This window comes from Paenibacillus sp. NPDC056933 (genome assembly GCF_042674385.1).
Lineage (GTDB): Bacteria > Bacillota > Bacilli > Paenibacillales > Paenibacillaceae > Paenibacillus.
Genome location: NZ_JBHUQN010000001.1, coordinates 2328261 through 2355035, shown reverse-complemented (window position 1 = coordinate 2355035; position 26775 = coordinate 2328261). Strand labels below are relative to the sequence as shown.

Genomic DNA, 26775 nt, shown 5'->3' with positions numbered 1-26775 from the left:
ACATGAAACCAAAATAAAAAAGCCCGAGAAACAAACTGCATGAAGCAGTTCATCTCCCAGGCTTTTATCCCTCCGTGACACAGCCAAGAGGCTATGAGTTTTCTCTCGGACCAGACCGACACCACTGTCGCGGAACCCTAGAAAACATTTCAATATTCTGATGTGACTCCAATTATACACATTTCTATTCGAATGGCAACTCTAAGAGGGAGCGAAGTATCATTAATGTTAAGAGCGTGTCCTCGTTCCATCGGCATTATAAAGAGATCACCACCATGAGCCCGTTTCAGTTTCAAAAGCAGTTAAGGCTTCAGGAAACCCGGCGGCTTCCTCTTGGCTGGGTCGGCCGATGCTGCTGATGTAGCATTCCGGGTTGGTTACGAGAGTGCATCTCAATTCAGCCCTTTCATGGTGAGGGTATCTGAATTCCCGCTATCCCTTAGGATACATTCCCGTACCATTTATAAGTCATGGCGGATTTGCCCGGGATGGTTACAACGAAGCTTTGGCTTCCCCATTGAATCTTCACGTTTCGTGAAGAGCTGGAAGAATTGTACGCAACCACCACTTTGGAACCGTCCGGATTGCGGAAAGCTACATTTTTGACTTCAGATCCGGTGTTGCTGTCAATGCGGTGTGCATTCGGTACTACAAATTTACTAAAGTGACCCAGCAAATAATATTGTTTGTGATATGTGACATTATTCTCAGGAGCATCATTACGGTTGTCCGAGTTGCGAATTGTAATCATGCCTTTGTTCGTGTTGTTCGGTGAAAGCAATGCTGGACCGTCTTTTTGATCCAGGGCAGCATTCCATAGAATGATCGATTTGGACCAGTTTCTTGTAATATTAATGAACTCGTTCATCATATTATCGAAACCGGATGAGGTACCATTCTGCGGATCATTCCAGTTACCGAACCCACCCTCCGTGAACCAAATTTCCTTGTCCGGGTGACTGTTATTCATCGAGGTCATGGTCGATCCGTCCCCACTGTCATAATGGTGGAATGCACTGCCAGATACGTAACTGCCCTTGCCTGCATTCTTCAGATTCGTAATGACCTGGTTCGGGAAGTTCCAGTCCAGAAAGTTATGGTCAAATGCAATTATTTTGGTATTCATTCCGGCATTGCGGAGCGTTGGTCCAAGATAATCGCCGATAAACCCTGTCTGATCCTGTACATTCATACCCATGGAAGGATAATGGGATGGCTCGTACATTGGCTCGTTTTGCAACGTAACAGCATAGATGGGTACACCTTCAGCTTGGTAGGCTTCAATGTATTTTTTGAAATAGTTCGCATAGGTTCCATAGTGTTCTGCTTTCAGTTTGCCGCCGTTCAGATGGTTGGAATATTTCATCCAGGCAGGCGCACTCCATGGGGAACCCATCACTTTGATATTGGGATTCTTAGCAATTGCGGCTTTGACCATGGGCAGGATATAGGCCTTGTCCCGGTCGATCGTAAATTGGCTCAGTGAAGTATCATTTGGTGTATCCGCATAGGTGTAAGCGGCCCAGGCAAAATCGGAGCTGCCGATCGGCTGTCTCAACAAACTAAGCCCGATTCCTGTGTTGCCAAACAGCTTTTCCATCACTTCCGCACGCTTGCTGTTATCCAGCTTGTAGTTCATGAGCCATGCGGAAGCGTCCGTTAATGACACGCCAAAACCATCCATTTGCTGATACGTTTTGTTCTCATTTACTGTAATGGTAACATCCGCATTGCCTGAATTGCTGCTGAAGTTTTTGGATGCAATCTTGGTGAGTCTGGCATCTGTTCTAAGCCCCACTGCCGGTTCGGAATTGGGGTCTGAAGTTGAAATCCATACCTCCACCTGTTCACCCGCTGCATGGGCAGTCTTGGGCACATATGAACTATATGAACCCACCGTTACCAGAAAAGTGGACAGCAACACTAACGCACTCTTTTTCCATATCTTCATAAACATATCTCCCTTTTTAATGATTTTAATTTGAACAGCCAAATATCAAATACTCAGAATGAAATCGATTTCATTTTAAAAATCATAAAGTCTATTTTTTAAGTTCTTCCATGCGAAGTATGTACACCTCCTTTTTGAAGGATATCGGAGAAAGATATAGATCAAAATTTGTAAGCGCTATCAAAGATATTTATACACTTTATTGGAAAAAATTTCAACCGTTAAATTCAACTTTTTATTTAAAATTGTAGAGAATCCCTCTACAGGCCCGGATTTCTATACTCTTTTTGCTCCTCATTTCCCCTTGTTTACCATCATATAATACAAAAATGACGTACAAATGACGTACTCTGGAGGTATCCGTGGAATGGACCATGTACTGAGCGCAATTGATGAGGAAATGAGTCGGATGACGACTTCCTTGCTTCACCAGCAACAACAAGACGGTTCCTGGCATTTTTGTTTTGAGAACGGTACGGTAATTGATGCTTATGTCATCATTCTCTTTCGGATATTGGACGTTCCGAATGAAGCACTGATCCGGCAGTTGCATGATCGTATTCTTCTCAAACAGCAACAGGATGGATGCTGGAGATTGTACCCCGATGAAGAGGATGGAAATTTATCCGCATCGGTTGAAGCCTATTACGCCCTGCTTTACTCCGGGTACAGCCATCATACGGACGAGCCAATTCAGCGAGCCAAACACTATATTCAGTCCAAAGGAGGGATCGGAAAAGTTACCAGCATTTTGACCAAAGCAATACTTGCCGCTACCGGACAAATGAAATGGCCCTTATTCATCTCTATGATCCCGCTGGAGATACTGATGTTCCCTACCTATTTTCCCATCAACTATTTTGAATTTTCCGGTTATTCCCGAGTTCACCTTACCCCCATGCTCATTATGGCAGACCTGCGCTTCTCCCTCACCATACCAGATGCTCCCGATCTGTCTGATCTGACCGACTTACGAATGGTTGTAGATGAGTCAACTTCCCGAGGATATCAGGAAATGCAGGACGATATTCTAACCGGGAGAAGCAGACTCCTCGGCAATCCTCGCCACATCCACGATACTGCAAAAACGAAGGCGGAACAGTTCATGATAGAGCGGATTGAGTCTGATGGCACATTATACAGCTATGCCAGTAGTACGATTCTCATGATTTTTGCCTTGTTGGCCCTAAAATACGATAAGCAGCATCCCCTGATTACAAAAGCCATAACCGGACTCACTGCAATGCAGTGCCGTTCTTCTGAAGGTAAAACGACGATTCAAAACTCTCCATCTACCGTGTGGGATACGGCCCTAATCACCTACGCATTGCAGGAGGCTTCTGTTACCGATGACCATAAGGCTATTCGACGTGCGGCCTCCTACTTACTCTCTCGTCAGCAAGATAAGATCGCCGACTGGAGCATCCATAATCCGAATACAGTCCCTGGAGGATGGGGATTTTCGGAGTCGAATACGATCAATCCAGACGTGGATGATACAACAGCAGCTTTACGAGCAATCCGAGGCTTGTCCACGACTATTCCAACATTTCAGAAATCCTGGAATCGCGGACTGAATTGGGTTCTGTCCATGCAAAATAAAGACGGCGGCTGGCCGGCATTCGAAAAAAATACGAACAAGGAAATGCTTACCTGGCTCGCCATCGATGGTGCCAAATCTGCGGCTACAGACCCCTCGGAGCCCGATCTAACGGGACGTACCTTGGAGTATCTCGGAAATTTTGCCGGGCTGGATTCCAAACACGAATTCATCCAACGGGCAGTAAAATGGATTATTCATAATCAGGAGAAGGACGGTTCATGGTACGGGAGATGGGGTGTATGTTATATCTACGGTACCTGGGCTGCATTAACAGGTCTGAGAGCTGTAGGGCTGCCTGCAAGCCATGATACAGTGCAAAAAGGGGCCCAATGGCTCTTAAGCATCCAGAACTCCGACGGTGGATGGGGAGAATCCTGTCATAGTGACCGACTCCTGCACTATGTGCCATTAGGGGAAAGCACCCCCTCCCAAACCGCTTGGGCGCTTGACGCGCTCATTGCAGTCCAACCCAAACCCACACCTGAGATGAATCAAGGCATTTTAAGACTTATTGCATCCATGCACGAAAATGATTGGAGAACCTCTTATCCAACAGGCGCTGGTCTTCCCGGAAACTTCTATTCCAACTATCACAGCTATACATATATTTGGCCTCTACTCACCCTGAGTCACTACAAAAGAAAATATGGAAATTCTTAAAAACCTTACTTTTGTGTAATTACTTTTTTGCCGTATTTCAAATCGTAATTCACTCTTTCTTCCTCAACATAACCTTAAAAAGCAGGGAACTCCTTCGAGCTCCCTGCTTTTGTTTAGAAAAATTTATTGAATGATCAAATTAAACCCATTTTGAATCTGATTCACATTAGGGTTGGCAATGTTGCTGGTTGTCAGATTGTTAAACGTTGCCGAACCATTGCCGGTATAGGTGTAAATTGCTGCACCTTTATGCGGTGTTGTGAACCTTGATGTCTCAATTCCGTCCAGACCCGTACCATTAATATTGATGTTGTTAAACACAATGTTCTGGAAACCGCCGCCGTATCCGAATTGAACAGCGCTGCGCTGCGTATTGAGGATGTCAATATTGGTAAACGTGACGTTCTTGATGGAATCGTTGGAAGCTTCAAGATCAATGGCTCCACGTTCACCGTTGTACAGATCTTTGCTTGTGCCGCTGTTAATGATTGTTGTATCAGAGAACAGAATACCTGTGTTATTTTGGAAATGGTATCCAGGGAAAACGGTGTTCATTCGAATGGCCGAACCGCCAACCGTGTCAACAATCAGGTTGTTGGTTGCCTTATGTCCGCTCCCCCCAAAGAATGCAATGCCTGCTGCACGCCAGTTATTCTCAATCGTGTTGAACGAGAATGTGTTGTTCACCCCAGCAGGTGCACCATTCACATTACTGGTCCATACGGCCAGACCATCATCACCATTGTTGCGGACGCTGCTGTTACGTACAGTCGAATTACTCGTGCCTTGGGCAAAGTTGACGCCATCGGCAAGGTTATTCCGAATACGACTGTTTTCGATCACTAGGCCATCGGCAATTGTTGCAGGTGTATGGGCATAATCCCCTACCCAGAAACCACATTCAAAGTGCTCGACCCATACGTTGCTGACCTTTGAATTTTTGCCGAAATTGTCCATAAAACCTTTGTAGACTGCGTTCTCGTTGTAGCGTGAACGCAGCATCGAGTTCATATAAATATTGCTGAAATCCAGTTTGCCCTGCACACGGAAAGAAATCCCGCCAGAGGCTGCATTGGGGTTGGTAAACTGAATGTTTGTATGCCAAATACCTGCGCCAACAATGGTGAGGTTATCAATCATATTCGTTGGCGTTCCAATCTTCCACATATTGCCCAGATGGAACGTGCCCTCAGGGATATATAGAGTCTTGCCTGTGGAAACCGCGGATTGGACCGCAGCTTCGAATGCGGCAAGATCGTCTTTTCCATCGTTTGCAATCGCACCGAAATCGATTACAGAGACGGAGTTAGCCGGACGCGGGATTACAGCCTGAACGGGTTCGATTTCAAGAAAATCCACACCGTATTCCAGGTTATCTCCATTGTTTTTCTGAATGCGAATGGTGTCTCCAGCTTTTAGAGGTGTATCCAGTTTCCAGTGCACTTCATCAAAACGGAACAACGGACGTCCCGCACTTGGCGTATCTCCCGGATGATCGCTGGAGAAGTACTGCCAGTTGTAGTAAGAGGTCAAGGAAACCGTTTTGGCCTTGGACCCATTAACATAGACGTCAAGTGCGCCGTTAAGCCCCATGCCATCTGTGGAATCCGGCATCGTGAATCGCATGGTTACACCTGCGCCTCCCTCCCCTTGTCTAACCGTCCATTGTGCATAGGAACCGTTGGAAGGCAGAGCAATGTACTTCTGCCCGGAGGCTTCCGAAGCCGTCAATGCCTGATCAAAAGTCGGTGCTGACTTCAGCGTGGCACCACCGCTACGAGCAGCATCATCCGTATCATAACGGGTATAAGGCATGCTTGCCCCTCGGGCAGAATATACGTTCAGACCTGTTGTAATGATGTTATTCGTTTGTTTTACCGGGGCTTCATTATTATCCACTGCAACGGTAGTTGTCACATTATAATTACCGGTTGCAGCAGTCCACGTTCCAACATTGACATTGACCGAAGCTCCTGGTGCCAATGTACCGTTATAGGAACCACTATACGTCTGAAGCGTTGCTCCGGCAGCGTTCTTGAGAACCACTGTAACTCCGTGCACACCGCCTGCGGAGGCCATGTTCCCTTGATTTTTCAGATTAACCGTAAATGTTACTGTACTGTTTGCTGTAGGGTTGCCGGGACTCCAAGAGACCGTGCCTACCAGATCAGAACTTGTAATCGGTGCAACCACCAAAGAAGAGGCGTGTGTATAATTATTGTTTCCTTCATTCTCTTCGATGATCTGGTTATTCTCATCCACCTTGGCGCTGAGCGTATATGATGCAGCTCCTTTATTACCTGCATTAAGCGAGACCGTTGTCGAAGCCCCTGCTTGCAGAGAAGCTACCGGTGACGAACCAGCCAGTTCGTTGTTCAAATAGAAGTTCACGGTAGAGGATGGAGAAGCGGCAGATCCAATGTTTTTGACGACGGCATTAAGAGTTATTGAATTGTTCTCCACTGGAGAAGCCGGGGACCAGGACATACCTGTAATCGTCAGATCAGGATTGGGTGCAGGTGTGCCGAATACCTGAAATTCAGCAATTTGCCCAGCCGGAGCACCCGAATTCGCCGTAATGTTCAGCTGCAGACGTTTAACCGTTGCAGTAACGGGAATGGTCACGGTGTTACCCGAAGCCGGATTGAATGTATACGATTGGGCGGAAACCAGATTGCTGAAGGTTGTTGTGTCCTGGTTATGTCCAAGCACTTGAATGGTCTGTGTACGGGTGCTCCAAATGGAGTCAGGGTTCAGCTTCAGTACAATGGATGTAATCTTATGATTCGAGCCGAGATCCAGCGTTAGTGAGCTTGGATTGCTGCCTCCTTCCCAGTACGTATTGATATTGTTATCGTTTGCGTTCGCAGCTACGAAGTTTAAGGTGCTGGACGATGCAGTAATCGACTTACCGATGGCGATGTTGCTCCCCTCTGCAGGAGTTGGGGGATCTACAGGATCGGGGTCAGGCTGAGTTGGTCCCTCATTGTCTGGGCCGTAAATTTCAAATGTGGACAGTTGAGCTGCTGGCCACTCGGAATTATCCGTTACGCTTAAGCGAACGTACCTTGTCTCGATAGCAGGAAAATCGATGGTAACCGAGTTCTCTTCAACGGATGGATTAAATACATAATCCGCAGAACCCACGATATCCGTAAACGATGAACCGTTCGCGCTGCCTTGCACGGTTATCGTTTGGGTCCTCTTTTCCCACACTGTAGGAAGCTTCAATACGATTTGATCAATGTTAGTGCTGCTTCCTAGATCCACTTGAATCCATTGGGGGAACGCACTGTTGGTACTTTCCCAATAGGTCGCTTGGTTGCTGTCAATCACATTGGTCGGACTGTATGTTTGGTTGTACCCGCTCGCTGTAACATTTTTCCCCTGTGCCAGGTCCGGTCCTCCGGCCGCTGATACATGAGCTGGGGATCCGACAGTCAGAAATAAATTCGAGACTAGTAGGGTCAATACGAGTGACCATACGATATACTTGTTGCGCATTAAATACCTCCTCAGATTATTAGCAATATTGTTATTCAATGAAATGAACGGCTGAATTCCGGCCATTTTGAGATTGGGTGGAATCTTTTTGCCTATCTTTTCCCCATTTAGGAACCTCCTTGATTCATAATGAAACTACAATCTGCCTTATTCTTTCTCTGCGCCGATCATCACCCCCTGATTAAAATAATTCTGAACGAACCCATACCAACGATCCCTGTAATGGGCGAGAACGGTTCTTTCTTTTCTCCTGTAAATATACTGACATTTCTTTCCCACTTGGACCTGTTATTTCTGGATTAACTTCAGTATAAACTGCTTCGCATTCTCCTTATCGGACCCCTGGAGACGGTATTCGGACTTCTAATGATCCTTTTTGGATGTTTACGAGCAATCTGACTGCTTGCGATCAGAAAGTACATCGTTATCCAGACTTTCATATGTGCATTCCGGACTTTATAACCATAAAAGGAAAATATTTATATTTTTAAGCAAAGGTTTTATATTCCTAAGATAATAAATCGCATTCATAACAAAAAAATCAAAGAATGTGTTACTGGTTCATGACAAATCTGAACGCCATGATCTCCTATCCCATTCGGGATTATATTTGCATGGTGTTTGTCATTTCATTTGTCGTGTTCATTCTGTCTCTGTTGATCAGCATCTAACGAACAACAAAAAGCACGCATTGATCCACTAAGGGTCAATGCGTGTTTTTTGGCAATTCAGCGACTCGTTACGATAAATTAGAGTATTCGTCTGGCTTGCCTGAGTTTGAAGACACGCCCTAGTTCAGGCCAAAACCACAAACGAGCACGAAGCCGACCAGAGACAATACAATAGAGCCAATCAGCCCAGCCAAAAAAGGTTTTTTGCCAAGCCTGCTGAAGGTTGCCAGATCCACACCGAGTCCAAGTCCGGCCATCGCCATTGCCAGCAGCATATAGGCAAGGATCAGAAGATCGGAGATCATTTTCTCCGGAATAATGCCCAAGGTGTTTACTCCGCTCATGACCAAAAAGCCAAATATGAACCAGGGTATTGGCAATTCACGCCACCGGATTCCCTGAAATGACTTCCCTCCACCACGTGACTCACGCCCGCTCCACAAACCGATAAACAGTGCAACGGGGACAAGCAATGCGACTCTCGTCAGCTTCACAAGAACAGCCATGTCTATCGCTGCTTGACCTCCGGGGGCAGCTGCAGCAATAACATGCGCCACTTCATGCAGCGTGGCCCCTGTAAACACGCCATATCCTTTCATGCTTAAGCCCAATACCGGGTACAGGAATGTGTAGACAAGTGTGAACATTGTACCCAATATAGCTACTGTTGCAGCACTAACTGCGGTTTCTTCGTCTTTTGCCTTGATTTGTGGAGCAATTGCGACCATAGCGGCTGCACCACAGATTGCCGTTCCACATGCAGTCAGCAGTCCGAGGCTCTTATCGATTTTGAACCATTTGCATAATCCATAAACAACAATAATCGTAATAACAACATTGATAACAGCTAACGCCACAACTTTATATCCTGCATGGACAATATCCAGGAGATTCAGCTTCAACCCCAGCAAAATGATGCCGAACCGGAGCAGTCTTTTTCCAGAAAAGGATATCCCGGATTGAATCTTCAGGGGAACGCCGCGCGTCCCCCGGTACAGGATGCCGAGCATAATCGCTATAACCAGTTGACCCATAATATTCAAAAACGGGAGATACCCTAGTAATTTGGCGATAACAGAAAGCAATAACGTCAGTCCAACTCCCTGAAAAAATCCGAAGTTCCCTACTTTTTTAATGTTCTTCCACGATTTCGATCGTGTCTGCAAAATCATATGGCTGCACTTCCTCAACAGATAATGTATACCCTCACTATAGAAGGATAAAGGAAGGAAGTGAAATACGAGTTTGCGATCTTTACCATTACCAAAACTTATGATTAATCAAATCGACTGTGCTAAAATGAGCCTAAATAGCTTTATAACTTAAAAATCCACGACATGAATGAGGAATTATAATGATAACTGATGCACTAAAGGTATTCGTGACCGTTGTGGAACAACGCCATTTCTCCAAGGCCGCAGCACTGCTGAACCTCTCTCAACCGGGAGTCAGCCTTCATATCAAAAATCTGGAGAATGAGTTGGGAGCAAAGCTTCTACATCGTTCGCCCAAACAGGTATCCCTTACCGAAGCGGGAACCATTCTTTACAAACATGCCAAGGTGATTCAGACACGTTATGAGGAAGCCCGGCAGGAAATACAGATGTTGCAAAATGAGGTCACAGGTAATATCCAGATCGGGGCCAGTTTCACCATCGGAGAATATATCCTGCCTCAGAGACTGGCTGAATTTGCGGCTCAGTATCCTCAGGTCAATATGCAGGTCACAATCGGCAATACCCAGGAGGTGCTGGCTGCGGTAAAAGGGAACCAATTGGACATCGGATTTGTGGAGGGTACAGCACAGGCATCGGCTGAACTTGACGTTATTCCTTACATGAAAGATGAGATGATCGTGGTAGCTCCTTCCGGTCATCCCCTCTCTGGTTCTGTTGTGGTTGAACAGCATATGCTTCAGGATCAGGTCTGGGTGCTCCGCGAGATGGGTTCAGGGACACGCGCTTTTAGCGATCAATTCATGGAGGAAACGTGCATTCTGCCCAAGCGCTCCTATGTTTTCACCAGCAGTCAGGGTGTGAAGGAAGCTGTCGCCGCCGGACTCGGAATCGCCATGGTATCCAGATGGATTGTCCATAAGGAGTTGGCAACCGGGGAGGTCGCAGAGCTGCGCCTCCGGCAGCTCCATCTGGAACGGAGCTTCTCTATTATTCACAACAAGGAACATTCCCGTTCCATGGCACTGGAAGTTTTCTTGCAGAAGCTTCTTTTCGTCAAAAAAGAGGGTTGAAGGCTATCCGCCTTCAACCCTCTGTCTTCTCTACCGTTTCAGAACTCAATTATTCTTTTACCGATCCTACAACAATTCCAGTCACAAAGTATTTTTGCAACAGCGGATATATTAGCAGCAGCGGTATGACAGCAACTACGATTTTGGCCGCATTCAGATTTTTGTTTGAAATTTCAGTCAGATTGCTGAGCTGCGCGGAGTTGGTTCCGGCTTGAAGAAGTTCCGCGATATTCACGTTAAGCGACTGAATATAGGTCATTAGTGGGTAATTACTGACTTTGGTCATATAGATCAATCCGCTGAAGAAATCATTCCACGTGCCCACGATACTGAACAGGGATACGGTCGCCAACGCCGGAATAGACACGGGGACATACACTTTGAACAAGACCTGCAATGCGTTCGCTCCGTCGATAAAAGCCGCTTCTTCAAGCGCTTTCGGTACGGCGGCGAAGAAGTTCATCACAAGGATGACACTGAATATCGGGACAGCACCTGGCAGTACAAGCGACCAAATCGTATTGAGCATATCCAGGTTTTTGATCAGCAGATAGCTGGGGATCATCCCCCCACTGAACAGCATGGCAAAAATCATGACATTCATATAAATATTTCTGCCCTTAAATTCCCTTTTCGACTTGGACAGTGGATAAGCCATCAAAACAATAAGAATCATGTTGAGCACAAGTGATAGAACCACACGTAGAACGGAAATGCCAAAGGATCGCCAGAACTGCGCATCATCAATAATTTTCATGTAAGCTGCTGTTGTAAAATTGACGGGTAACAGACCTACCGTATTGGCCGAGACGGCCTCGCTGCTGCTGAATGAAATCGCAACGATATTCCATAATGGAAGGAGGCAGATCAGGGCCAGCAATATAACGATGGCGTAGATGACAAACCGGCCCATTCGGTCTTTCAGACTTGCGGAATAAGACACAAGTTTCGCCTCCTTAGAATATTTTTCTGTCGGTGTATTTTTTGGCCAGTTGGTTGGCAGACAACAATAAAACAATACCAATCACTGACTTGAACAACCCAACGGCCGTACCAAAACTATACTGTCTGCCAACGAGACCAATCCGGTATACATAGGTATCCAGAATATCGCCCGACTCATAGACAACCGGGTTATACAGATTGTAGATTTGATCGAAGCCTGCGCTCAAGATATTGGTCAGACTCATAACCCCCATGAGCAGGATAATAGGCAGCATCCCCGGCAACGTAATATGCCATACTTTTCTCCACCAGCTTGCCCCATCCATTCCTGCCGCTTCATACAGACCCGGATCAATGGAGGTAATTGCAGCCAAATATACGATGGAACTATAACCGAATTCCTTCCAGACGTCCGTCCCAATAATCAACGGTTGAAACCAGGTATTGCTTCCGAGAAAATTAATATTTTCCAAGCCGAAAAAGGCCAAAATCTGATTTATACTTCCATCCAGGCTGAACATGTTAACAACCACGGAGGCCAGAACGACCCAGGACAAAAAGTGAGGCAGATATACAATCGTCTGCACGGATTTTTTAACAAATTTAAAGCGGATCTCGTTTAATAAAATGGAAAAAATGATGGCCATCAGGGTGCCTAATAGAATCTTGGCGATGGCAATCACCAACGTATTGCTGATCACTTGGCCGATGTCCGGCAGTTTGAACATATAAATAAAATGCTTGAGCCCAACAAATTCAGAGCCAAACATACCTTTTGCTGGTACATAATCCTGAAACGCCGTAATGACACCAACCATCGGAATGTAGCTGAATACCAGCAAAAATAAAATGCCTGGCAGCATCATCATATGATACATGGCCCCCGTGCCCAATCGGTTTCTTGCTTTAACATTTTCCTGTTTCATGGATGAACCCCTTTCCTGAAGAAAGGCTGCTTATCGCAGCCTGTCAGCAGTGTTAGCTTAATTATTTTTGGGATGTGGTCTCAGCTTCGATCTCCTGGATCACTTGGTCGCCGCCTTGTTTCTTCCAATTGCCGACGAACGTTTCGAAGTAATCCAGCGGTTCCGCACCCGTTATAATTTTGATGAACGATTCCTGCTCCATTTTGGTCAGGTTAGCCCACGTCTGTTTCATGCTTGGTGTAGTTCCAGAGAACGCTGGCGTCATCCAGTTGAATTTACCTTCCTGCGTCAGCTTGTCGATCAGCCCCACTCCGTTCATACGCGAGTGGTATTTCGACCAGGCTGTTACATCATCCGTATCCTGGTCTTTCAAGTACGTTTGGATACTGCCAATATTGTTCTTCGATTCCGTTGTACGGACCTGATCCAAACCGATTTCACCTTTAATTCCACGAACAACATCGGAGTAATCATCCAGCAGTGATGTTGCCGAGTTGACTTCAATATTAAAAGGTCTGGTTGAACCGTCTACTCCGCTTTCCAAATACTTGGCTGCCTCTGGCATGGTAGTAGCGACATCCTTGTCATTTGCCAATTTATCGTAGAACAGATTAATAATTTTAATCGCGAGTTCCGGGTGTTCATAACCTTTTCTCACAACAATAAACTGACCGGATGGATTGGCGTGTGCCACATTTACCTTGCCGTCTGCATCCTCCAGCGTGTAAGCCGTGAATTTCGCATGTTTATCCATTTGCTTCACACTGCTCAGTCCCCAGTCTGGGATGTGCCAAGGTCCAAAAGCAATTCCGCTCTGGCCATTAGTGTAAAGTGCAGTGATATCGTCAAATGTACGGGTTCCAAATTGCGGATCAATGATGCCTCTCTTGAACCAGTCGGCCATAATGCCCAACATCTGCTTGGTTTCCTCTGTAGTTGAACCATAAACAATGCTGCCGTCTTCACCCTTCATCCAATATTGAGGATATGCCCCTTCGGTTGAAGCAACACCCAGCATGGTATAGGCAGAACCATTATAATCCGTCGTATTCAGGGTGTTCACAAAAGGAATACCCACCGGTTTTCCGGTTTGCCCAGGATCTTTTTTCAGGAACTCTTCTGCTGTTTTCTCTACATCTTCCAGCTTGATGGCACCGTCTCCGTCAGCATCAAGTTTGATTCCCAGCACATCGAGCCAATCCTGACGAACCCAGACCATGGTTGGTGCGGAATCCAGGGAAGTCGCCGGAAGGCCCATCAATCGGCCATCAATTGTGGCATTATCCAGTGCGCGGCCATCATAGGAGTCGTAAATCTGCTTGATATTATCGGTAGCGTATTGATTGTACACCTCCGTCATATCTTCAATCAGATCATTATCAACCAGTTCTTTAAGTTCGTCCTTGGAATCCACACGCATCATGTCGGGCAGTTCTCCGGAAGCGATTGCAAGAGAAACCTGACGGCTGTAATCTTCACCGTTAGCCTCAAATTGGTCCTTAATTTGTGCGTTAAACGTTTCTTTGACAAGACGGGTATACGCATTGTTCTCATATGTATCTCCTGCCGGCAATTTCGGGTTCGCCGTAGTAACACGCCCCATCGTTACCGTCACTTCGTCTTTATAGGCACTGAACGGGTCTCCAGGTGTCACCTCATACTGGCCTGCATCCTCAGCAGTTGGCGGATTGGAGGAACCTCCACAGGCTGCAAGGATGGAAACCATCAGGGCCGACATGGACAGCACAGCCAGTCGTTTCGTCAACAGTTTGCTTTTTATTGACCAATTATTGCTCATTACATTCAACTCCCCTTCGTTCTGATTATTTCTCTATTATGTTGTTTACGCTTTCATTATAAAACTTGGAGAAGCCTAATCGAGATAGGGATTAAACGCTTGTTTGGATAGAGAAATGTGTACACATTTGGCTGTGGTTAACGAGCAATATTAAGGTTGTGAACATTTATCTTACCTACTGACTTACATTTGTCTATCCTCGTGAATAAGGGAGGGTAGCACAGAGGTGTGGCACAAAGAAAAACCGGCAAACTCCATAAACAGGAGTCTACCGGCTATGAATGATCGAATTGAGTAAAAAAACATGGAGATTCACGCAGATCTGTTAGCATTTCAGCGTTGATTCTGGGATGCAGTCACTTCAGCAGTCACTTGGTAGCCCCCCTGTTCCTTCCACTCTTGTACAAATTGATCGAATGAATCAATCGGCGCAGCGCCTAGAATAATTTTCAAAAACGTATCATGTTCCAGCTTGGACAGTTTAACCCACGACCTCTCCACTGCTGGTGTGCGTTTGTAGGTAAGACTTCGAACTTTTTGGATATTCGGATCAAAGAAGTTTCTTCCACCCACAAGCAGTGAATAACCGCGCATAAAGTTCTCGTTGTGCTGATCCCAATACGAAATGCCAAGTTGATCATAAGGCTTTAGTTTGGTTTGTTTGATCGTCGAAACCATATTTTCCAGCAGCTTATATTCGGACTTGTCCTTGAAATCAGCTGGAGATTTGGATCCTGCCAGAATCTCCTGTACGGCTTTGGATTCATATCGGGCTTCATCTGCCGGGGCAAAGAAATTGCGGCTCAGCATAAAACTGGTACCATACTTGAACTCATCACGGAGGTACAGATTGTTTATTTTAATGATCGCATCCGGATGAGCATACCCCTTTCGAACCACCAGGAAAGAACTTGAGGGATTATCCACCTTGACACGATATGCTCCGTTTGCATCCAGCGGGAGCGCGTAAGCCTGCCAGTTCGCCTTGGGATCATTCAGCCACGCGCTTGGGAGCGGCCAGTAGCCCGCAAAGAAACCTTGGAAGAACATCCCCGCCTGTCCGCTAATGACGGTTTCCTCTGGCTCTTTGCGGATGCCCAGATCTGGGTCAAGGAGACCTTTGGCATACATATCACGAAGCTTGACCAAGGCGTTCCTTGTCTCTGGTAGAATTGAACCGTATACAGGTTTCCCATCTTTCTCGAGCCAATATCCGGGGAAAGACCCGTAAGCCGAGAAGATCGGTGTTAGATCAAAAGCAAAAGCGCTGTTGTTGAAATCGTTAAACAAACTTGTGCTTGAGGCAAGCCCGATCGTATCCCGTTTCCCATTCCCATCCGGGTCATGCTCCACAAAGGCCTTCGCGATAGCTTCCAAATCGTCCACTGTTTTCGGTGGTTTTAATCCAAGACGATCCAGCCAGTCCTGCCTGATCCAAAGCATACTGAAATCCTCCGCCGTCACAGACGGAACAGCCATCATTTTTCCTTCAAAGGTCACTTGTTCCCGTGCCAATCCATTGGTACTGTCGATAATTTTCTTCATCTCGGGTGAAGCGCTGCTTGCATATGCCTTGGTCAGATCTTCAATTTCTCCCGCTTGGACCATCTCATTCAACTGAACCTGATTAACGATCATCGCATCTGGCAAATCATTGCTGGCGATAGCCAGATCAATTTTCTGTCCGAAATTCTCCTTGGATACCTGCCACATGACCTCGACATCAATGTTGAGGTTTTGCTTAATCGCCGTTTTCCACATGTTCTTTTCTAACGTCTCTCCTTCGGAGAGATCCGTCCCTGTTGGGTCGACCACATATCCCAACCGGATAGAAACGGGATTTTCATATTTACCGAATGGCTTGGTGGCAGCCGTGTCAGGAGCGGTTGTCGTTTGTACAATTGGCGATTCCCGAAAGTATGAAATACTGAAAAATACGATACCTGCAATCAAGCTGACGACAACAACACACGCAGCCATCTTCTTGATCATTGCTTTCCCTTCTTTCACCGGATTGTCAGTCGGTTGTGTGGAGCGACACTATTTGTCCGCTCTGCCTAACTGTCGATATTCACTAGGCAGCACGCCTGTCAGTTCGCGAAAGATTCGGCTGAAATATTTCTCATCCGTATAACCCACCCGCTCTGCAATCCAGAAAATCGTGTTGTTTGTGTTCAATAAATACTCTTTCGACTTCTCCATTCGTATATATCGGGAATAATCATTAAAGGTTTTTCCCATGATGTCCTTGAAGCATTGGCTGAAATAGCTTCTGCTAATATTGAGTTGCTGAGACAGCCCAGAAGCTGTAAATGCCTGATCCAAATCATTCTGCATAATCATCACGGCTTTTTTCACACCATCTATCATTTCCTGAGAATACGAGGTCTGTTCATCCGCCTTGCGAATGCTCTCCGAAGTCTGCTTGATCCACTGTTCCACTTCATACCAGGATTGAAAAGAATGGATCATTGAGATTCTGCCCAGCGTAGTCTGGGCAAATAGATGGTTCCACTCCATGACCAAAGAGTACAGCAATCCCATCAATTGCCCTTTTTGCAGCCTTAGAGATCTAAACTCTTCAACAAGCTGGTTATAATAATTATCGTTATGCGTCCACGGGGATAGAAACCAATTTCGCTTGATACGATCCATGTCCTCATCCTGAGGTTCTGTTGGAGAAGTGTCTTCTTCATTCATGGAAACGGCAATAACCGGATCTTGGGGTTCATACGCATAAAATAAGGACGTTTCTGTATAGTTTATAATCCAGTTTTGAATTTCCGACCATGTCCGTTCCTGTACATCAGACAACACCAGTAGTGCACCTTGAGGAACTTGATCCAAATATCCCTTCAATTTATCAAATAGCTGATCCTCTCCACCCACAGGTATCGCCCACATCCAGCTGTTCCGTTCCACTTCAAATTGGACCTCGTCTGTATCGGATTCGAGTCCAATGGGCCAGATGTGGCCAGATTTTCGGTCCAGTGAAACAAGTGCATACACTTTACGATAATGGACGTTGGTTTCACCTAGCTGCGGCAGCTTTCGCCTTGTATTCGCCAGCTCACCAATCCGGGTATGTATTCGATTCAGTACATGTTCGAATTGCTCCTTCTCGAGCTGAACTTTGGCTATATAGTCGATCGCTCCCAGCCTAAGTGCTTCCTGGATATAATCGAAATCCTGATGAAGAGTAAGCACGACAATATGAAGTTCCGGGTATAGCTGCCTTGCGGCGCGCATCAGTTCAATGCCTGACATCACTGGCATCGCAAGATCCGTCAGCATCAGATCCACCGAGTTGGATCCCAGAAAATCCAGCGCCTTAGCGCCATTACTTGCTTCTCCAACGACCTCCATGCCGAACTCATTCCATGGCATCGCAGAGCTTATTCCTTTTCGTACCAATTTATCGTCATCCACAATCAATACCTTAATCATGCCGAGATATCTTCTCCTTTGATAGGAAGTATAAGCAATATGCTTGTCCCTGTTCCCAATTCACTCTCAATCACCAGTTGAGCTTGATCCCCATATTGTGCTTTTAACATACGGTGAACATAATTGAGCCCGATGCCCATCCCTACTTTTTGATGTTCAGCTACACGATTGTTGAGAAGTCTTTCAATCGCTTCGTCCGTCATACCTGCTCCATTATCCTGAATCATAATGTTCAGCGTTTCTTTGCGTGTCACTTCAATCTGAATAAAACCTTCGTCGCTAAGTCCATGGTAAAGTGAATTTTCAACCAACGGCTGTAGAATAAAACGAGGTACAGGTATTTGAAGCACTTGATCATCAGCCGAAATGCGCACATCAAATTCAAAATCATATCGGATCTGCTGGAGGATCAAGTACTGTCTAAGCGCATCAATTTCCTCTTCCATCGTGGAAACTTGTCCTAACTTCCCCAAATTGTAGTACAACAACTTATTCAGGGACTGCACCAACCGGTCAATCTCCCCTTGTCCATTCATGACCGCCAGCCAGTGCACCGTATCCAGCGTATTCATCAAAAAATGAGGATTGATCTGGTACAGCAGCTTCTCCACTTCAAGATCTGCACGAATTTTCTCTTTCTGCTGTACCTCTTTAAAGAGGTCACCGATTTGATGCTGCATATTCGAGAATTCGCCCAACAGAAAATCGAATTCGGGAATTTGCGTGCGGGTCTGGCTGCCTGCCGTTTGTGGATTTTGAGACATTCCGTTGATCTCCGAATGGAACAGACCGAGGGGTTTATAGACCATCTTCCACAGCAGCCACGCCAGAAATACAGTAAAGCCAAGGAAAAATAAAGCGACCAGTAATATTTGAAGCAACCACTGGTTTTTCTCCTGCTGATACTTGGCCTGCGAGATCACCGATACAACGCTCCAGTTCTGGGTGGAGTCCTGCCTGAACCAATGGTGACCGCGAGCTATTCCATCCGATACGGCACCTTTCGATAAGTTGGAGAAATTCTCACCGACCTTCATCGCTTCCGGGATCTCACTATACACAATGTTCCCCCCTCCATCGAGGATCAAATGGGATACATCTCCTTTGTACTGATTGTAACCCAATATATCCTGCGCAAGGCGGAAACCGGATTCGACGTAAATATATGCATCATCCCTCTGAGGCAATTTTACCTTCCGCATGGCGGATAGGACGAGCTGATCATCAAACCGGTTCATACTGACATGAGGACCATAGTAGGTAATCCCATATGCTTTGGAGAGCACAGGCAGAGATTCCGGTGAAAAACGATCCTTTATGGGAAAGTTCCCAAACTGTGTGGAGCCATCCTCCTGAAAATAATACAATGTCAAACCTATATTCGGGTTGGTAAACGTTACGACATTTAATTCGCTCTTTAATTCATCCCGAGTTTCAATCAATTCAAATATATTGGAGGATGGTTTCAACACCTCATCCAACTTTTTGCCTAATGTACCGCTGTAGGACAACTGTTGAGTAACATGATTCAGGTTCGTAATCGAATTCTCCAGTGATGAAGTGACCTGCTGTAGATTGCTTCGAATGCCATCATCGATCTTATTGGCAAATATGGAATCAATGGTATAGTACGAAATTGCAAATATACTAATGAAAGGAATAAACGCACTGAGAAAAAACAGTAAAAAAATCCTTTTTTTAAGTGTCATTCCAACCCATTCTCCTTAACTTCATCCAAATCTCAAGAGTGTGCGCAACTCCATAATTATAGATTGATACTCAAATATGTCAAACGCTTTCATCTCATAATTCGACATTAACAATGGTTTTATTTAATCTTCGTGGGCCGTACAATGACGACAAAAAACTCTGCCGGCGTAATGCCAGCAGAGCTGTTCATCAAATGAATTAAACCAGGAAAGCTTTGGAGATGATGACCAACAAGATAAACAGAACAAGGATTGCTCCGATGGATGTGAAACCCCCGTATCCACCAAGGCCTCCAACATTTCCACCATTTCCATATCCTACATCACTCATGTAATCTCCTCCTCTTTTGTGTTATGTCATAAGGTATTCAATCACGCATGTATTGACAAGGCTATTGAGACAATCATCAAAAAAAGGGCTCTATCCACTTATGCAGCAGACAGAAGGCCTACGCGAAAATGACAAAAATTACCTAACGAATTACTTTGTACACTTATATAAATTTAAATATCCTAGATACTTAGGTTGCACAAAAAACAAACGAGGTGCTTCCTATAGATCCATTATCTTTAACAATCTCATTATAATTGTTGTACTTATATTAAGGGGCGTTATCCAAGGCAGTAGGAAGCCATTGCACGAAGCTGGTCGGAGACTATTGATTCCGATCCTTTATATCTTTACATCTTTGTTTGAATTGTTCGACCCTACGTAGGTGCTTACATCTGGCAGAATGATCAGTTCCATTGCTATAGGTGCAATGCTGTCTGGTTGACTAGCTATATCAAGCATGTTAACCTAGGCCGAGTATTAACAATGATTGTCAAACCCTCCTACTCTTATAATGATGAAAGGTAATTCAACAAATGATGATCTATAGTCGTCTCTCCATCATGATGCCCCCCTTTCCCTAGCTAGGCTCATATTCTTGTTGTCATAACGGAGTATAAGCTTGTAGGAGGGCTAATAATAATGAAGAAATATGCAGTACCATCTTTGCTTTTAATGATTGTTCTTGTCGCTTTTCCACAAATCAGTGAGACCATCTACACTCCATCGCTGCCAGATATCGCAGCAGCACTTGGTGTAACCAATAGTTCCGTACAATTCACGTTAAGCATCTATTTTGTAGGATTTGCCTTGGGTGTTTTCTGCTGGGGCTGGCTGTCCGACTTGATTGGTCGCAGACCTGCAATGCTGGCTGGTCTCATCGTATATGGGATCGGAAGTCTGATGTGCTTTTATTCGGAATCAATTCAATGGCTTCTCGTCGGCCGTTTCGTACAGGCTTTCGGTGCCGCAACTGGCTCGATTATCACCCAAACCATGCTTCGAGAAAGTGTATCGGGAGATCGAAGACATGCGATGTTTGCCCAAATCTCTGCTGTCATTGCATTTACGCCGGCAGTTGGACCACTTATTGGTGGTTGGATTGATCAGGCCCTTGGTTTTAGATGGGTGTTCTTGGCGTTAGTACTGATGAGCGTGTTGTTGTTTATATATGCTTTTCTTAGACTGCCAGAGACAACAAACGTTTCTTTACGATCCAAGGTGGCTATACTTCCGGTTGTAAAAAAGATGCTCGCTATGCCGCGTGTACTGGTGTTTGGAGTATTGATTGGTGGTATTAACGGAGTTTTATTCAGTTATTATGCCGAAGCCCCCTTTATATTCATTGAACACTTTGATCTGTCGCCTGGCGTTTATGGTTTTCTGGGCATTATTGTGGCCTTGGCATCGGTGGTCGGGGCAATGATCTCCAAAAGATTATTGACCGTTTACGCACCGGAAAAGATCATTCATTTGGGTTGTCTGGTCATGACCAGCGGAGCTCTGCTCCTAACCCTTGGAAGCAGCTTGTCTATGCTGCCCAATCTTTTGCAGATCATCTGCATGTTAACAGCCATGTTTGTTCTGTTGATTGGCGCAGGTATTGCTTTGCCCAATTGTCTGAGCCTTGCCCTTGTTCATTTTCAAGATGTAATTGGCACCGCCGGTGCGATATTTAGCTTAGGCTACTATTTGCTGGTAAGCCTGACGACATGGGGAATGGGTGCTCTGCACACCGGTTCATTGCTAATGATGCCTTTATATTTTCTAATCATTAGCCTCGGTATGTGGTTGCTTGCCAAAAGATTTATTTCAGAAGAATAATCTATTAGGATAATTCATTAGGATCATAAATAATACAAAGAAATGTCACGGGGCACATTTCAAAAAAACAGAAGCAGTCCAGTATACTTTTATCGTATCTGGACTGCTTTTATTAATTTTATTGAATATAAAGTATGAAAGCCAACTGGCTTATCGAATGCTAGTCCTGTACGAAGCGAGGACTTCAAAGCTTGATATCGCAAGAAGAACTATTTTGATATTTTGCTCTACGACTAGAAAGCGATTGAACGCTTACTAATATAAGTTAGAACACAGTCCCCCCTCCGTCCTTTCGGACGGTTTTTTTATTTGTTTTGGGTGGATGAACTGCCTATGGGGATCTGTTCGACCACTTCTATTCCATAAAATGCAACTGATGCTTCCTACGGTATTCTCCAGGCGTGAGGGAAGTTTGACGCTTGAATAACCGTGTAAAATAGTTATGGTCCTGCAATCCACACAACTCGCCGATACGCTTCAGCGGAAGCTCCGAATGTGCCAATAACCGCTTGGCCTTCTCCATTTGAAGGTGATGCCTGTATTGAAGCGGGCTCATCCCCGTATACTGCTTCAGGCAGCGAGCCAGGTAATCAAAATGATAAAGCAGATCACGCTCCATCTGTCCGGAATCAAACGGCTGCTCCAGGCGTTGACCAAGATATTTCGCTACCTTCTCGCTCAGAAAATAGGAACGAGCCTGCGGGCTGTTCTGTCTCATTCCCTTCTGTAATTGCAGAAGGAATTGGCCTAACAGAACATGCAGCTCGAAGGAACGCTGACGGGTGAGTACATGGTGCAGCTCAAGCATTTCTTTCATTATCGGCTCCAGGTTACGTAAATCCACCGCGGTGAATTTGGGAATTTCAATAACTCCAGGAGGAGCCTCAATATCCTGGTCTGTTTGCTGAAGCAAAGGCTGCTCCCAAGTCGTCTTTTCTTTCAAAATCATCTTTTGCACAGAGGGAAGCTGGAAATGAATCCAGTATACCTCCGTCTGCACATCCGTTGGTCTATAGCCACGGTGTTCTTTGCCAGGTTCAAGAACCAGCATCATGCCTTCCGCAACCTCGTAACAGATACCCTCTTCCTCCATATATAGCGCTCCTTTGGCGCAAATAATAAGATCGAACACATCAAAACAACGCTGGGCATGTTGCACACCCGGCTGCCAATCGGTGTGCCCAATGGCTGCTAACAGCGGAAACGGCGGAACCTGAAGTTCAAGTACAAGCATGAGATCCCCCTTTATATAAAATGTAGAAAATGTACTATATAAAGTCGTCATTGTCACCTGTATCGAAGCTAATGATCGATTAGAGTGGTAGATATAATATGATTCTATCATTTAACGACCAGGGGGACGCAACAATGAAATTTCGTCAGGTTCATCTCGATTTTCATACGTCAGAAGCCATTGAAGGCATTGGGCGTGATTTCTCGAAGCAGCAATTTCAGGAGATGCTCAAGACTGGGCATGTCGATTCCATCACCCTATTCTCCAAATGCCATCATGGCTGGGCCTACCACCCAACAAGTGCCAATCAAATGCATCCACATCTGGATTTCGATCTTTTGGGTGCCCAAATGGAAGCTGCTCATGAGATTGGCGTGAAGACACCGGTCTACCTCTCCGCTGGTCTGGATGAGCGACTCGCCCGCAAACATCCACAATGGCTCATCCGTAATCAACAGGAACGAATTAGTTGGACGGCCGATTTCATGACGCCAGGCTATCATCAATTTTGCATGAACACCCCTTATCTTGACGTTCTCTCCCAACAGGTCGAGGAGGTCGTAAAGAACTATGATGTGGACGGTATCTTCCTCGATATCGTTGGTGTTAGGGAATGTTATTGTCAGTATTGCGTTGCCGCCATCCGCACGCAGGGCTCCGATCCACGGAACATCCAAGACATGAGAACACTGTGGGAACAAACTTATGCTCGTTATACCAGTCGAATGAATGAGACGGTACATGCATGGAAACCCGGACTACCTGTGTTCCACAACAGCAGTCACGTCGACCGTGGGCGGCGGGATCTCGCCCATGTGAATACCCATTTGGAGTTGGAATCTCTACCAACGGGCGGCTGGGGGTACGACCACTTCCCGCTCTCTGCACGTTATGCGCAAACACTGGGCATGGATTTCCTCGGCATGACCGGAAAATTCCATACCTCCTGGGGCGAATTCGGTGGATACAAACATCCTAACGCGTTGCGTTATGAAACTGCGCTGAGCCTTGCGAACGGGGCACGCTGCTCCATTGGAGATCAGCTGCATCCAGGTGGACAGATGGACCTTGCCACGTATTCGTTGATCGGGGAAGCTTACCGCGAGGTAGAAACAAAGGAAGAATGGTGCCGGGATACTACCTCTATGGCCGATATCGCGTTGCTGTCAGTGGAGGCAACTTTGTGGGAATCCGGAAGCGATCTTCATAACCAGCACAAACACCAAGATATCGGCGCTGTAAGAGTTTTGCTGGAAGGCCACTATCTCTTCGATGTGGTAGATCTGCAGGCTGATCTGTCCAAATATAAAGTTGTTATTTTGCCGGATGCCATTAGCATTACAGCGTTAATCAAAACCAACCTGACAGCCTTTCTTGCCGGGGGCGGCAAAATTCTCGCCACTGGCCGTTCCGGACTCTCACCAGATGGAACAGGCTTTGAATTCGATTTGGGTGTAGAATTTCAGGAGGTTTCCCCATTCCGTCCCTCTTACTTCCGACCGAAATTTGATCTTCCTTCGCTGCGTAAAGCTTCTTTCGTCATGTACACCGAAGGACAGAACACAGTGCCAACGATAGACGGCATCGTACTTGGCAGTAAGGAAAATCCTTATTTTAACCGTGACTTGTTCACCTTCTGCTCTCACCAGCATACGCCTTCTGATCTGCAGGAATCGGGAACTGGTATGGCTGAAGGTCAGGATGGAATCTATATTGCATGGAATGTTTTTGAAGATTATGCGACAAAGGGAAGCTTGGCTGTCAAGGAAATCATCTTTTACGCGCTGGATCGTTTACTAAGTAATAATAAATCGTTGATGACCAACCTGCCTGCGCAAGGGGTTACCACGCTGCAGATGCAGAAGAACTCGAACCGTTGGGTGAATCATCTGCTGTATGCCTCTCCGGTACGTAGAGGACAAGGTGTGGAAGTTATCGAGGATATCCCTCCACTTATCAATACAGAGGTAACGGTGGCGACTGCCGAACAAGTACAGGATGTGTATCTGGCGCCCCAGAACCTTAGTCTGCCATTCAGTCAGGTGAATGAACTTGTGACCTACACGATACCAGAGTGGTCCTGTCATCAAATGGTAGTAATTCAATTTTAGTAAGTACATTTATGGAACATATAACAGCAAACAAAAAAAAGAAGTCGCCATTAACATGGCGACTTCTTTTGGCGTTTTACTCCGCAGTGTACTAACCTTTAGATATTAATGGACACACATACTTTAATTAAAACAGGGTTCTTTTATTTGGATTAAGGCATGAGAAATATCACGAATTAGTGCATCCACATTTTCCCGCTGGGTTGCCCAACTGGTACAAAAACGAACGACGCTGTGTGTATCGGACACCTTTTCCCAAAATGTGAACGAATAACGGTTGCGTAAATCTTGAAGCAGGTCATCTGGCAGAATCGGAAATTGCTGATTGGTTGGGGAATCATATAGGAAAGTAATGCCTTGCTCCGCAAGCGTATCATGAATCAACATGGCCATGTCCACCGCATGCTGGGAAATTTCAAGATACAGACCATCTTCAAACAGCGTTTCAAATTGAATCCCCAGCAATCTGCCTTTGGCAAGCAGGCCGCCTTTTTGTTTGATCATATAACGAAAATCTGGCTTGAGTTTGTCATTCAGGATGACTACCGCTTCTCCCATCAATGCTCCGATCTTGGTTCCGCCAATATAGAATACATCACATAGACGAGCGAGATCAGCGAGAGTCGTATCGCAATTCCGGGAAGCAAGAGCATACCCAAGACGCGCCCCATCAATAAAGAACGGGAGACCACACTGTTGGCTCACATCAAACAATGCTTGCAGCTCTGCCTTGCTGTACATCGTACCGTTCTCGGTAGGCTGGGATATGTAAACCATTCCGGGCTGGACACAGTGTTCAGGTGCTGCATCATTCCAATGGGCATCATAGACGGCTTTGACCTGATCTGACGTGATCTTCCCATCTTCGCTTGGTACCGTGATCACTTTGTGACCTGTGGCTTCGATCGCTCCCGTCTCATGGACCGCGATGTGGCCCGAAGTCGCTGCAATCACGCCTTGGTATGGACGCAAAATGGAGGCAATAACCGTTGTATTTGTCTGTGTACCACCAACCAAAAAATGCACATCCGCCTGCTCATTTTCACAAGCTTGTCGAATAAGACTTCTCGCCCGATCACAATGGGCATCCGTCCCGTAGCCGCTTGTTTGTTCCATGTTAGTTTCAATCATCCTGCGCAGAATACGCTCATGCGCACCTTCATTGTAGTCACATTCAAATCGTATCATCGTGTTGTCTCTCCTGCCTTTTTGTTTAACTTGCTCTGGATGTCCATCATGGAATCGTACACTTCTTTAATCTCTTCTTCGTTCAAGCCTTCCATCAGCTTCTGAATCTGCTGATCCGAGCGCTCATTCAATTCGTTGTATAGCTCCTTACCCTTTTCAGTCAGTCGAATCAGACTTACCCGGCTGTCAGCTGCTGAATTCACCTTTACCAGAAGTCCCTCTTTGGTCAGTTTACTTACAATTCGGCTCATGTAGCTGCGATCGATGGTCAGTGTATCCACCAGATTGTTGGCAATACTCTCTCCTTGAATCCCAATTTCGATAATGACTCGTGCTTCGGCGAACGAGTATCCCGTTCCCAGGATGTGCTTGTCAAGAACACCGAGTATATTGGTATAGAAACGGTTGAAACGTCGCATTTCAGTCAACATATCTGGATTTATTTGCTGAGAGTTGATGTGAAACCCTCCTTTTTAGTGGACAATGTCAACATTATATTAATGAGATTAGTGGACGTTGTCAACAATATAATGTTGATGAGCAAGTCAATTCACTGAATGAAGAGCTTAGCTAAATCCATAGTTTGCAACATTGGAATCAACTTGCTAAATACGGAAGACAAAAA

The 26775-nt window shown here is 45.7% G+C and carries 17 protein-coding genes, 1 pseudogene and 1 riboswitch; of the genes and pseudogenes, 5 read left to right on the top strand and 13 right to left on the bottom strand.

The genetic code is table 11. From position 1 onward, the window contains the following. Window positions 1-51: 51 nt before the first annotated feature. Window positions 52-152, bottom strand: a riboswitch (guanidine-I (ykkC/yxkD leader). 81 nt (window positions 153-233) lie between these two features. Next, a pseudogene (locus ACFTRD_RS10525) lies at window positions 234-432 on the top strand (helix-turn-helix domain-containing protein); the annotation flags it as partial. A gap of 7 nt (window positions 433-439) precedes the next feature. Here ACFTRD_RS10525 and ACFTRD_RS10520 read toward each other — a convergent pair. Then, window positions 440-1951 (bottom strand): glycoside hydrolase family 30 protein, encoded by a 1512-nt coding sequence (locus ACFTRD_RS10520; RefSeq protein ID WP_379379508.1) that lies wholly within the window; start codon window positions 1949-1951, stop codon window positions 440-442. 367 nt (window positions 1952-2318) lie between these two features. Here ACFTRD_RS10520 and shc point away from each other — a divergent pair, with 367 nt between their 5' ends. Further along, window positions 2319-4214 carry a squalene--hopene cyclase gene (gene shc / locus ACFTRD_RS10515; protein ID WP_379379506.1) on the top strand — a complete coding sequence of 632 codons (1896 nt, stop codon included), beginning with the start codon at window positions 2319-2321 and terminating at the stop codon, window positions 4212-4214. Between the two features lie 123 nt (window positions 4215-4337). On the opposite strand, the gene ACFTRD_RS10510 is transcribed toward shc, so the two are convergent. Next, window positions 4338-7718 carry a discoidin domain-containing protein gene (locus ACFTRD_RS10510; protein WP_379379504.1) on the bottom strand — a complete coding sequence of 1127 codons (3381 nt, stop codon included), beginning with the start codon at window positions 7716-7718 and terminating at the stop codon, window positions 4338-4340. A gap of 790 nt (window positions 7719-8508) precedes the next feature. After that, window positions 8509-9561 carry a YeiH family protein gene (locus ACFTRD_RS10505; RefSeq protein ID WP_379379502.1) on the bottom strand — a complete coding sequence of 351 codons (1053 nt, stop codon included), beginning with the start codon at window positions 9559-9561 and terminating at the stop codon, window positions 8509-8511. A gap of 182 nt (window positions 9562-9743) precedes the next feature. Here ACFTRD_RS10505 and ACFTRD_RS10500 point away from each other — a divergent pair, with 182 nt between their 5' ends. Next, window positions 9744-10637 carry a LysR family transcriptional regulator gene (locus ACFTRD_RS10500; protein ID WP_379379500.1) on the top strand — a complete coding sequence of 298 codons (894 nt, stop codon included), beginning with the start codon at window positions 9744-9746 and terminating at the stop codon, window positions 10635-10637. Window positions 10638-10686: 49 nt separating this feature from the next. Here the strand turns inward: ACFTRD_RS10500 and ACFTRD_RS10495 are convergent, their stop codons facing one another. The 7 genes from ACFTRD_RS10495 to ACFTRD_RS10465 form a co-directional block, all read right to left on the bottom strand. Then, the gene (locus ACFTRD_RS10495; RefSeq protein WP_379379498.1) at window positions 10687-11580 is read right to left on the bottom strand and encodes a carbohydrate ABC transporter permease; all 894 of its coding nucleotides are present in this window, start codon (window positions 11578-11580) and stop codon (window positions 10687-10689) included. A 13-nt stretch (window positions 11581-11593) separates the two neighbouring features. Then, entirely contained in the window at window positions 11594-12508 is a 915-nt protein-coding gene (locus ACFTRD_RS10490) for an ABC transporter permease (protein ID WP_379379496.1), read from the bottom strand. A 61-nt stretch (window positions 12509-12569) separates the two neighbouring features. Next, complete coding sequence (locus ACFTRD_RS10485) at window positions 12570-14306, bottom strand: type 2 periplasmic-binding domain-containing protein (RefSeq protein ID WP_379379494.1); 1737 nt, start codon at window positions 14304-14306, stop codon at window positions 12570-12572. A gap of 333 nt (window positions 14307-14639) precedes the next feature. Continuing rightward, the gene (locus tag ACFTRD_RS10480; RefSeq protein ID WP_379379492.1) at window positions 14640-16298 is read right to left on the bottom strand and encodes an extracellular solute-binding protein; all 1659 of its coding nucleotides are present in this window, start codon (window positions 16296-16298) and stop codon (window positions 14640-14642) included. 48 nt (window positions 16299-16346) lie between these two features. Then, window positions 16347-17753, bottom strand: a complete 1407-nt coding sequence (locus ACFTRD_RS10475; RefSeq protein ID WP_379379490.1) for a response regulator transcription factor — start codon at window positions 17751-17753, stop codon at window positions 16347-16349. Next, on the bottom strand, window positions 17750-19462 hold the full coding sequence (locus ACFTRD_RS10470; protein WP_379379488.1) for a sensor histidine kinase: 1713 nt from the start codon (window positions 19460-19462) through the stop codon (window positions 17750-17752). The genes ACFTRD_RS10475 and ACFTRD_RS10470 overlap by 4 nt, the downstream gene beginning before the upstream one ends. Before the next feature lie 199 nt (window positions 19463-19661). Continuing rightward, entirely contained in the window at window positions 19662-19793 is a 132-nt protein-coding gene (locus ACFTRD_RS10465; protein ID WP_379379486.1) for a YjcZ family sporulation protein, read from the bottom strand. 642 nt (window positions 19794-20435) lie between these two features. On the opposite strand from ACFTRD_RS10465, the gene ACFTRD_RS10460 reads away from it, so the two are divergent. Next, window positions 20436-21617: a multidrug effflux MFS transporter gene (locus ACFTRD_RS10460; protein ID WP_379379484.1), complete on the top strand. Its 1182-nt coding sequence runs from the start codon at window positions 20436-20438 to the stop codon at window positions 21615-21617. A 355-nt stretch (window positions 21618-21972) separates the two neighbouring features. Here the strand turns inward: ACFTRD_RS10460 and ACFTRD_RS10455 are convergent, their stop codons facing one another. Further along, window positions 21973-22851 carry a helix-turn-helix transcriptional regulator gene (locus ACFTRD_RS10455; protein WP_379379482.1) on the bottom strand — a complete coding sequence of 293 codons (879 nt, stop codon included), beginning with the start codon at window positions 22849-22851 and terminating at the stop codon, window positions 21973-21975. Window positions 22852-22985: 134 nt separating this feature from the next. Here ACFTRD_RS10455 and ACFTRD_RS10450 point away from each other — a divergent pair, with 134 nt between their 5' ends. Beyond that, window positions 22986-24962 (top strand): beta-galactosidase trimerization domain-containing protein, encoded by a 1977-nt coding sequence (locus ACFTRD_RS10450; protein ID WP_379379480.1) that lies wholly within the window; start codon window positions 22986-22988, stop codon window positions 24960-24962. Between the two features lie 123 nt (window positions 24963-25085). Here the strand turns inward: ACFTRD_RS10450 and ACFTRD_RS10445 are convergent, their stop codons facing one another. Then, window positions 25086-26150, bottom strand: coding sequence for a threonine aldolase family protein (locus ACFTRD_RS10445; protein WP_379379478.1), 1065 nt, complete (start codon window positions 26148-26150; stop codon window positions 25086-25088). Then, on the bottom strand, window positions 26147-26581 hold the full coding sequence (locus tag ACFTRD_RS10440) for a MarR family winged helix-turn-helix transcriptional regulator (protein WP_379379476.1): 435 nt from the start codon (window positions 26579-26581) through the stop codon (window positions 26147-26149). Before ACFTRD_RS10440 ends, ACFTRD_RS10445 begins: the two co-directional genes overlap by 4 nt. Between the last annotated feature and the right edge of the window lie 194 nt (window positions 26582-26775).